The sequence below is a fragment of the Phenylobacterium sp. SCN 70-31 genome, assembly GCF_001724605.1.
In the GTDB taxonomy this organism is placed as follows: domain Bacteria; phylum Pseudomonadota; class Alphaproteobacteria; order Caulobacterales; family Caulobacteraceae; genus Phenylobacterium.
This window is the reverse complement of sequence record NZ_MEEX01000004.1, coordinates 309,604-319,343: the sequence shown is the minus strand read 5'-3', so window position 1 is coordinate 319,343 and position 9,740 is coordinate 309,604. Positions and strand designations below refer to the sequence as shown.

The following is a 9,740-nucleotide window of genomic DNA, read 5'->3' as shown; positions in this document are numbered from 1 at the left end:
ACCAACGCAGCCCGACCAACGCCTGTTCCGACCCGGCGCAATCGGACCCGCCGGGAGTGGCCTTGACGCCGAACGATGTTTGTTCTATGTTTGTTCTCATGTCGGCCGACGATCCCGCCTTCGGACAGCTCCTCGAGCTCGGCGATTGCGCCTATCGCCTCGGCAAGACCTTCGCCGAACAGGCCGAGCACGCCGTCGCGGTCTCAGAAAAGGTCGAGTGCTACCGCCTCTTCGAGCGCTGCTTCTTCTCCGTCCGCATGGCCATATCGCTTCGCATGCGACTGCGCCGCCTGACGGCGATCGAAGCCATACCCCGCCCCGAGACCCACCACTCCAAGACGACCCACCGCTCCGAGACCGACCCCTCCGAGACAGAGCGTCCCGAAACAGAGCGTCCCGACTGGCGCGAGACCGAACGGGAACGCGAGCGCGAGCGCGAACCCGCCAGCCTGCCCCTCCTGCTCAGGACCCTGAACCGCGTCGCCGACGACGCCGCGGCCCTACCGGGACCGGTCCCCGCCGAGCTTCCAACCCTGCGCGAACTTCTCGCCGGCGTCGCCCGCCAGACCGCGCACGCCGCCCAGCCTGCCCCGGTCGTTCAGCCCGTCGGGGGATCGCCGTTCGAGAGGCCCCGCCCCGCAACGCCCCCTTCCCGAAATCCAGGCTCCGGAAACCCTCCGCGAGGCCGACCGCCGCCCGCTCGCCGCGCCACAGGGCCGCCCTAGAGACTTATGGTGGCTCTGCGCGCCGTCCTCCTCCCCGGCGGGGGAGGGGGACCGCCCGCAGGGCGGGGGAGGGGGCGAGTCTCAGGCTCGACCTTCCCGGGCAAGCCCCCCACCCTGCTGCGCGGACGGAGGACGGTGAGGCGACAACCCGCTCTTCTCACCTTGCCGGTCCCTGACAGCCTCCAGCCCGCACCGGACATTCCCAACAACACCGGCCGAACGAAACCGCCCGACGTCCGCCCCCGGCGACGCCGCGAGGCGGCGCGTCCGCATGGCCGATAGCCTGTCAGCTCGCGAAGCCCAGCTCCGGCTGGGTGACGGCGTGCGCTTCCTCGGGAAGATGGCAGGTGAAGGTGGCGCCGGCGCCCGGCTCGCTCTCCAGCGCCACCCAGCCGCCGTGCAGCTCGGTCAGCGCCTTGACCAGCGCCAGCCCCAGGCCCGGCCCGCCGCGCTCGCGGCCGATGAACCGGTCGAAGATGTGGGCCTGGACGTGGAAGGGAATGCCCCGGCCGGTGTCCGACACCTGGAGCTGGACCTCGCCCAAAGCCTTGCGCGCCGACACCGAGACCGATCCGCCGGCCGGGGTCTGTCCGATGGCGTTCTCCATCAGGTGATCGAGGATCTGGGCCAGCCGCCGGCGATCGCCCCGGATCACGCCCACGTCGCCCGGCCGCTCCAGCACGATCGAGACCTTGTTGGCCTCGGCCTCGGACCGCCAGCGCGCCGCCACTTCGATCAACAGCTCGGCCACGTCCACGTCGCCCAGGTCCAGCGCCATCTCCTCGGCGTCGATCTGGGCCATGTCCAGCACGTCGTCGATCGACCGGGCGAGCTGTGTCGCCGCCGCCTTCACCGCGGCCGCATAGGCCTTTGCCCGGTCGGGCAGGCCTTCGCCCAGCAGCTCCAGAAGCTCGGAATAGCCGATGATCGTGGTGAGCGGCGTGCGCAGCTCGTACGAGACGTTGCCGACGAAGTCGCGCTTCAGCCGTTCCGTCTCGGTGAGCGCCTGCTCACGTTCGGCCAGCGCGGTCTCCAGGCGTCGCGCGTCGGTGATGTCGGTGAAGGCGATCAGGGTCGCCCCGTCCGGCAGTGGCCGGGTGCGGTACTCCACGATGCGGTCGTCCGAGGTCTGGACCTCGCCGCCGATAGGCATGCGAGCCGTCGGGTCGGGGTCGGCGACCCGTCCCTTCAGCTCCTTCCAGAAGGCCATGTCGTGCAGCTTGTGCACGCAGAGCTCGACCACGCCCTCGAAGTCGGCCGCCGCCTCGAGCTGGAGCGGCGTGATGTTCCAGAAGCGCTCGAAGCTCTCGTTGTGCAGGCGCAGCCGCCCGTCCGAGCCGAAGACGGCCACGGCGTCCGACAGCTTGTCCAGCGTGGCCTGCTGCACCTGGATCAGGGCGTTGTACTGGGTCTTGAGCTTCAGTTCGCCGGTGATGTCCGAGAACAGGAGGAGGAGGCCGCCCAGCGGGTGGGGCTGGCGCACGACGCGCAGCGTGCGCCCGTCCGGCAGGCTCCACATGTCGTCCGGCTGGCGCTCCAGCCGTTCGTAGCGGCCCAGCTCGGCGGTCTTCCACTTCGCGTAGTCGACGCTTTCGGGCAGGCGGCGGCGCTGTCGCAGGCGGTCCAGCACCTCGCCGTGGGTGGGCTGTTCGCCCAGCCAGGCAGGCTCCAGGCCCCACAGCTCGGCGAAGGCGGTGTTGTGGAACGATAGCCGCTTGGCGCGGTCGAAGATCACCACGGCGTCGTCCAGGTGATTCAGCGTCTCGTCGTGGGCCGCGAGGTTGCGCTTGGTCTCCTCGCGCGCCTCCTCCAGGTCGGTATGGTCCTCGGTCCAGACCGCGACGCCGCCGCCCTCGAGCGGCTGGGCGGCGATCAGGAACGCGCGGCGGCGGCCGCCGTACGACAGCCAGCGCACGGCCTCGCGCCGCTGGCCCAGGTTGGCGGCCTCGCTGGCGATGGCGTCGGCGCCCCGGTCGAAGGCCGCGCCCCGCTGGACGGCCTCGTCCAGGCTGCCGGCGTCCACCGCCTTCAGCCATGCCGCGTTCACCCACACCGGCGATCCGTCGGCCGCGGCGATCCAGGCGGGACAGGCGCGCGCGTTCAGGAAGGCGGCGAAGCGCGGCGCGGTCGGCAGGCCCTGGTCGTCGCCCGGCGCCGCAGAGACCCGCAGCCAGGCCAGGGCCCCGGAGGCGCGGCCCTCCACCGTCACCACGCCTGCCGGCCCCTTGACCTCGAAGGCGCAGGGCTCGCCGCGCTCGATCAGGCCGCGGAGCCGCCGCGCATGGTCGGGGTCGGCGCGCATCAGGGCGTTGAGCAGGGACTGGGCGTCCGCATGCGGCAGCCCCAGAGCCTCGCAGCAGAGGCCCAGGGATTCGTCGCCCGACGCCAGCAGCGCCTGGCCGTCCTCCACCGCCAGCAGCGCCGAGTCGAAGGCCTCGACCGAGGCTTGGGCGGTTTCGGCCCCCGCCTCGAGCGCGCGGATGCGCGACCGCAGGTCGGCCACGCGCCGGTCGCCGGCGCGCCGCTGGGCCAGCGCCCAGAGCACGGCGGAGATGGCGAGGCTCACCGCCCCGGCCGCCGCCGCCAGCATCAGGTCTTGCGCGTTCATCGACGCCCCGGCGAATCAGTCTCCGCGAGCTTAAGGCCCGCCCGCCGTTCTATCGGCAGGGAAATTCAGCGAGAATGCGCCCGATGACCGCGATCCTCTATCCCGTGGCGGGAAACGCCGAGCTGGCGCTCGGTCGCCCGCTGGGCCGCGCCGCCCGCGAGAGCGAGGCCCGCCGGCGCGCCGGCGAGGCGGTCGTGTTCGCCACCGACGCCGTGGGTCCCGCCTTCGCCACCCGGGAGGCGGCGCTCGACGCCTACGCCGGCCGGGTGGAGGACGAGCGGACTGGCGCCGCCCCAGAGCCGCAGGACCGCTTCTGCCGTCTGGTGGAGCAGGTGGCCGAAGGCGCGCCGCCGCCGCCGCGCCCGCTGGCGCCGGTCATGGCCGAGGGTCGCCGCTGGCCCGATCCGCCCCGGGCGACGCGGACGGTGTGGCGACTCAGCGTGTCCTACTGGCGGGTCGGCACGGCCGAACGCCCCCTCGACGCCCCTCAGGCGCGGGCCGCGCGCAAGGGCGGTCAGTCGCTGGACGCCGACGCCCTGCGCGCCATCTCCCGGGCGCCGCTGCGGCCGATCAAGCCGCAGCAGCCGCTCGACATCGGCCTCTTCGAGGTGCGTCCGCCCGAAGCCCCGCATATCGTGATGCCCGATGAGTGACGATTCCCAACCTCCCGCCGATCTCCGCTGGGGCCGCGCACCGTCGCTGGACGAGATGGCCGAGATGGCCGCGCGCGCCTTCGCCGCCCTGCCGGAAGGCTTTCGCCAGCTGGCCGGCGAGGTGATCTTCCGGGTCGACGACTTCCCCCCCGACGACGTCCTGGACGACCTCGGGATCGAGGACCCGTTCGGCCTGACGGGCCTTTATTCGGGCGTGAGCCTGGCCGACCGCTCGGTGCTGGCCGCCTCCGAACCCAGCCGGGTGTTCCTCTACCGCCGGCCCATCCTCGACGAGTGGGCCGAGAACGGCGAGGTGACGCTCGAGGAGCTCGTGACCCACGTGCTGGTGCACGAGATCGGCCACCACTTCGGCCTGTCGGACGGCGACATCGACGCCATCGAGGCCGCGGCGGACTAAAGCGAGGCGAGCGCCGCCGAGGGGTGCGGTTCGGCGGCGCCGCCCGGCGGTTCGCGCGGTCAGGCCCGTGAGGGCGCGGCCACCAGGTCGCGGCGCCGGCGCAGGATCCCGCCCACGCCGCCGAAGCCCAGGATCATCATCCCCCAGGCCGACGGCTCGGGGATCGCCGCGGACAGGGTGTCGAAGGTGATGTTGTCGATGATCTCGATGAGCCCCACGCCGGCCCCGCCGCCGCCGGTGAACGGATTCCCGGCCGCGTCGGTGTAGGCGAAGGTGAAGCTGTCGAACGGCCCGGAGGTGAAGGCGATAGTCTGATCCATCACGTCGTTCCGATTGAGAATCACGAACGTCTGCCCCACCAGCGCCCCGCCCAGGAAGACGGTCAGCACCGCCCGGTCGCCCGGGTTGGTGAAGATGGGATCGTCGTTGCCGAACGTCATCGACAGGAACGAGTGGACCCCGTCGGTGAACTCGCCGCGGATGAAGTTGCCGTTGGTGTCGGACTGGGCGAGCAGCGCCTTGCCGTCCGACTGGACGTCGTAGTCGCCGATCTCGAGGCCGGCGCCGAGGTCCGAGTAGAAGACCAGCTCCGGGAAGCCGGCGGCGGAAAAGCCTTCAGCCACCGACCCGACCACATCGCCCTCGAAATCGATGACGGTGAGGGCGTGGGCGGTTCCGGCCGCCGCCAGCGCCGTGGCGGCCGTGAGGGCTGCGAGAAGTCTCGTCTTCATGGGGGACAGGCTCCGAGGGGCTTGGAGGTGGGTTGAAACATGCGCCATCCCCACGATCGAAACTCACGCGGATACCGAGGCCGGACGCGCGGTAACCATTACTTTTGATTGTGACGAAGTCCACATAGCTCGACCTATTGGTGTATAAAAAATTCCCGTATTGGTTTAATCGACCCCTACTGCTGATTGCATGTGCGAGCACGCCTGCGCTTTGGGCGGATCGCTCGCGGACGTGCGCGAGCGCGCGTCAGAGCCGGTATTCGGCCTCCAGCCGGTAGTGGCTGCCGTCGCGGCTCTGGTGGCTGGAATAGAGGCCGAAGCGGTCGATGAAGATGGGCGGCGACCGGAGCAGGTTGTTGGCCTGGATCCAGCCGCCCACCTCGGCCGGGTCGGGCCGCCGCAGGTAGGCCAGGGTGACGTGCGGCTTGTAGTTGCGCTTCTCGGGCTTCAGGCCCGCGCGGCGCGCCGCGGTCTCGCAGGCCTCGGCCAGGTGCGACAGCTCGGCGTTCGCCGCCACCCCGGCCCAGACGGCGTGGATGTCCGAGCCGTCGTCGAACGCCCCCGCGCCCTCGAGTTCGATGGAGAAGGGCCGGGCCGCGATCGTCGTGAGTTCGGCGTCGAGGTCGCGGGCCACGTCCTGTCGAATCTCGCCATAGAACCGCAGCGTCACGTGCAGCGCCTCCAGCGGCCGCCAGCGGGCGCCCTCGATACCGGTCTGGCGCGCCTGGAGCGCGAGGCCGATGTCCTCCGGGATGGCCAGGGCGGCGAAGAGGCGGATCATGCGCGCATTCTAGCCTGACCTTGTCGTGATCGGGCAGCCCTTGCCTCGCAACGGTTTCATCCCGATATTTCACGCGCGTCCGGTTGGGGACGCGCAACCTCAAGGGTTTTGCTCTCATGAGCGACTACAACCACGGCTACGCGCGCTCGATCCCGGCGGATCGCGCCGATATGTCGGTGGACGCGGGCCTCCGCAGTTTCATGCTCGGCGTCTACAACAAGGTGGCGCTGGGCCTCGTGGTTTCGGCCGTCCTGGCCTACATCACCGGCCAGTTCCCGCCGGTCCGCGACCTGCTCTACGTACAGACGGCGCGCGGCTGGGGCATGACCACGCTGGGCATGGTGGTGGCCTTCGCGCCGCTGGCGGTGATCCTGTTCGGCATGTTCGCCATGAAGAACGCCTCGCCGAAGAGCTCGGGCGTCTTCTACTGGACCATCGTGGCGCTGATCGGCGCCGGCCTGGGCGGCATCACCCTGGTCTACACGGGCGCGTCCATCTTCCAGACGTTCCTGATCACGGCGACGGCCTTCGGCGGCCTCAGCCTGTTCGGCTACACCACCAAGAAGGATCTGACCGGCTTCGGCAGCTTCCTGCTGGTGGGCCTGATCGGTCTGATCATCGCCTCGGTGGTGAACATCTTCATGCAGAACTCGATGATGCAGTTCATCATCAGCGTGCTGGGCGTGTTCATCTTCGCGGGCCTGATCGCCTACGACACCCAGCGTCTGAAGATGCAGTACTACGACCTGGGCGGCGACCAGGCGGCCATGGGCGTGGCCACCAACTACGGCGCGCTCAGCCTGTACATCAACTTCATCAACCTCTTCCAATTCCTGCTGCAACTCTTCGGCGACCGCCGCTAGGTTTCACGCAGACCGGAACGACGGACCCCGGCGGGCGACCGCCGGGGTTTTTCGTATCCGAAGCCTCGTTTAGCTTCGCCGGCGATGTTCGACGCCTATCTCGCCTTCCAGGCCAGGACCCGGCCCCGCGCGCTGGCTCTGCTCACGCCGCGCCGCCGTGCGACCTACGCCGAGTTCGACGCCGACGTGAACCGCTACGCCGCCGCGTTCCTGCGGCTGGGGATCACGCCCGATCGCGGGATCGTGGCCGTCCACGGGAACAGCGCCTACCGCCACCACGTCATGCTGATGGCTCTGGCCCGCATCGGCGTCGCCACGACCGCCACGGCCGACACGCGCGCCGACCTCAGGCTCAGCGACCGACCGGGCGCAAAGGGCCAGAATCTCCACCCCCTGGACGCCGCCTGGATCGCGGAGGTCGAAGCCGCCGATCCGGTCGAGGTCCCCTCGGCGCCGCGGGATCCCGCCGGCCTGGCGCGTGTCCTGCTGTCGTCGGGCACGACGGGGGAGGCGAAACGCGTGCCCCTGTCCTGGCGACGCATGGAAGCCAACGCCCTCAGCGCGCTCAACGCCTACGCCGCAGGTCGCCTGGGTGTCTGGGCCATCCGGACCGGCGTCGATTCGTCCCTGGGCTACAGCATGGCCACCCTGGCCTGGTCGATGGGCGCGGCCGTGGCCGTCGACTACGCGCCCCAGGACCTGCCGCTCCTGCTGGAGCGCCAGCCGACCGGCCTCCTGGGCCTCACGCCCATGCATCTGCGCGAGATGCTGCGGCGCCTGCCGGCCGGCTTCGACCTCAAGCCCGACTGGCGGATCGTGGTCACCGGCGCCCTTCTGCCCGCGCCGCTCTCGCGTGAGGCGCGGCGCAGGATCAGCCCGGACATCCATGTCATCTACGGCTCGACCGAGACGGGCCGCGCGACGGTCGGTCCCGCTATCCATCTGGAGGAGACGCCGGGCGCGGTCGGCTGGCCGGTTCCGGGCGTCTCGGTCGAACTGGTCGACGCCGACGGATCGCCCGTTCCCGATGGGGCGCAGGGCGAGGTGCGCATCCGCAGCGAGCGCAACGTCGGCCGGTATCTGGACGACCCGGAGGCCAGCGCACAGGCCTTCCGCGACGGCTGGTTCCACCCCGGCGACCTGGCGCGACGCCTGCCGGGCGGTCTCATCGTCATCGACGGGCGGGCCGACGAACTCATGAACCTCGGGGGGCGCAAGCTGCTGCCCGACGCCCTGGAGCGGGCGCTGATGGACCATCCCAGCGTGCGGGACGCCGCCGCCTTCGCCATCCCGGGGCCCGACGGCGTGGAACAATGCTGGATCGCCGTGGTCGCCGACAGCGACGTCAGCCGCGAAGCCCTGGTGCAGCGACTGTCCGGCGCCGGATTCGAACTCCCGGCGGTGCGGTTCGCCTGGGCCGAGGGTATTCCCCGCAACGAGCGGGGCAAGGTCGACCGCAAGGCCTTGCGGACCCAGACCCTCGCGGCCCTGGAGAAGAACGCGATCTGAGTCCGCTACTCGACGACGGTGAAGCGGCCCTTGTCGAAGAAGCGCAGCACCTGGTCCAGTTCGTGTCCGCGCTTCAGCACATGGCCGCCCTGGCCGACGATCGCCCAGGCGCCCTGTCGACGCGCCAGAGACGGACGTTTCTCGATCCGATAGAGCGGGGCTTCCGCCGTGCGGCGGAACACCGAGAAGACGGCGCAGTCGGCCAGTCCATCCATGCCGTAGTCGCGCCACTCGCCGGCGGCCACCATGCGGCCATAGAGGCGGAGGAGGCGCTCCAGTTCGCGCCGCTCGAAGAACACGCGGGCCTGCCGCGGGGCCGAATAGCTCGGATCGAACGCCATCGCAGGCGAGCCTGTCTGAAATTTGCGAGTCCGGCCACCCCGAAATCGCGGCCCGATCCGCCGCGAAATGACCTTATTTCGGTCCCGTGTCCGCCCGAAGCGCAAGGGATGGTGTGAGTGTCGGTTGGTTGGCGGTTAGGCCGGTCCCGGATCCTGAACAGCCCCCCAGCCCCCCTGGATCGGTTCCCCGGCCAACCGACACCTGACGCTTGCGCTTCCCCTCCCCCAAGCGTACGCCCGCGCGGATCTCTCCAGCCGCGCGGGCTTTCGTTCGCCCACGAGATCCAGGTTCAGGGGCGCGGCTGGGCCACGGTGACGATCCGCCCACCGTGCGGATGCTGGACGACCAGCGCCATCCGCAGGCCTTCGCCCTCGGCCGGGGGAATCCGGAACGCCCGCGGCTTACCCGTCCAGCTGCCCAGCCGGTCGATCTGGCGCACCACGTTACGCTGGACAAAGGTTTCGCCCCGATTGTCGCCGGCCTTCACCGCCACCTCGACCTCACGCGGATCGTAGCGCACCAGCCAGACGTCGGCGCCGCCCCGCGGCGCGCGGCCCGAGCCCACATCCACCCGTCGCGGCCCGATGAACGCCACGTCCGGAGGGTTGCGCGGCGCGGCGGCGGCCTCACGCACCAGGCGATCGACCTCGGCGTTCTTCAGGCCCTGGGTCTCTTCATGCCCGTTCACGATCACCTGGGGCGTATAGGGCTCGCGCAGGCCCAGGCGGGTGACGTAGGCTCGCTGACGCTCGGCGAAAGCCGGCTTGGCGAAGGTGTCTGTCCAGCCGAGATAGTCCCAGTAGTCGACCGAGAACGTGAGGGCGAGCACGCCCGGACGTTCGGCCAGCTTCAGGAAATAGGGATTGGCGTCGTCGCACGATCCGCAACCCTGGGCCGTGAACAGCTCGACGAGCACGGGAGGCCGGGCCGCCGCGCCCGCCGGCCAGGCGAGCAGGATCAGGCTGAGAAGCGCGGCCGTCCGCATCGCCATCGACTTAGGGCGTGTTCCCGACCCTGTAAATCACAACAAGGCGTGAGATGGCCGGCAAATCCGGCCCTTTCGTCGGCGAAACGGACGCCGCACGGGAATGGAAGGTCTGCGCGCGCCGG

Annotated in this window: 10 protein-coding genes; 5 read left to right on the top strand and 5 right to left on the bottom strand. The window is 70.5% G+C overall.

What is annotated here, in order from left to right; translation table 11 throughout:
- The first annotated feature begins 86 nt into the window (after positions 1-86).
- A complete protein-coding gene (locus tag ABS78_RS03880; RefSeq protein WP_293375137.1) occupies positions 87-725 on the top strand; it encodes a hypothetical protein in 639 nt (212 codons plus the stop codon).
- 286 nt (positions 726-1,011) lie between these two features.
- Here the strand turns inward: ABS78_RS03880 and ABS78_RS03875 are convergent, their stop codons facing one another.
- On the bottom strand, positions 1,012-3,333 hold the full coding sequence (locus tag ABS78_RS03875; RefSeq protein ID WP_293375135.1) for a PAS domain-containing sensor histidine kinase: 2,322 nt from the start codon (positions 3,331-3,333) through the stop codon (positions 1,012-1,014).
- Positions 3,334-3,416: 83 nt separating this feature from the next.
- Here ABS78_RS03875 and ABS78_RS03870 point away from each other — a divergent pair, with 83 nt between their 5' ends.
- Positions 3,417-3,986, top strand: a complete 570-nt coding sequence (locus ABS78_RS03870) for a hypothetical protein (RefSeq protein ID WP_293375133.1) — start codon at positions 3,417-3,419, stop codon at positions 3,984-3,986.
- Positions 3,979-4,404, top strand: a complete 426-nt coding sequence (locus ABS78_RS03865; RefSeq protein ID WP_293375130.1) for a metallopeptidase family protein — start codon at positions 3,979-3,981, stop codon at positions 4,402-4,404. The genes ABS78_RS03870 and ABS78_RS03865 overlap by 8 nt, the downstream gene beginning before the upstream one ends.
- A gap of 59 nt (positions 4,405-4,463) precedes the next feature.
- Here ABS78_RS03865 and ABS78_RS03860 read toward each other — a convergent pair whose 3' ends face one another.
- Entirely contained in the window at positions 4,464-5,135 is a 672-nt protein-coding gene (locus ABS78_RS03860) for a PEPxxWA-CTERM sorting domain-containing protein (RefSeq protein WP_293375128.1), read from the bottom strand.
- Between the two features lie 247 nt (positions 5,136-5,382).
- Positions 5,383-5,916 (bottom strand): RNA 2',3'-cyclic phosphodiesterase, encoded by a 534-nt coding sequence (thpR, locus tag ABS78_RS03855; RefSeq protein WP_293375125.1) that lies wholly within the window; start codon positions 5,914-5,916, stop codon positions 5,383-5,385.
- 116 nt (positions 5,917-6,032) lie between these two features.
- On the opposite strand from thpR, the gene ABS78_RS03850 reads away from it, so the two are divergent.
- Both ABS78_RS03850 and ABS78_RS03845 read left to right on the top strand, forming a co-directional pair.
- A complete protein-coding gene (locus ABS78_RS03850) occupies positions 6,033-6,779 on the top strand; it encodes a Bax inhibitor-1/YccA family protein (protein ID WP_293375122.1) in 747 nt (248 codons plus the stop codon).
- Positions 6,780-6,863: 84 nt separating this feature from the next.
- Positions 6,864-8,288, top strand: a complete 1,425-nt coding sequence (locus ABS78_RS03845) for a class I adenylate-forming enzyme family protein (protein WP_293375119.1) — start codon at positions 6,864-6,866, stop codon at positions 8,286-8,288.
- A 5-nt stretch (positions 8,289-8,293) separates the two neighbouring features.
- Here ABS78_RS03845 and ABS78_RS03840 read toward each other — a convergent pair whose 3' ends face one another.
- Positions 8,294-8,629 carry a DUF2794 domain-containing protein gene (locus ABS78_RS03840; RefSeq protein WP_293375116.1) on the bottom strand — a complete coding sequence of 112 codons (336 nt, stop codon included), beginning with the start codon at positions 8,627-8,629 and terminating at the stop codon, positions 8,294-8,296.
- 290 nt (positions 8,630-8,919) lie between these two features.
- A complete protein-coding gene (locus tag ABS78_RS03835) occupies positions 8,920-9,621 on the bottom strand; it encodes a DUF1223 domain-containing protein (protein ID WP_363082613.1) in 702 nt (233 codons plus the stop codon).
- Positions 9,622-9,740: the final 119 nt, after the last annotated feature.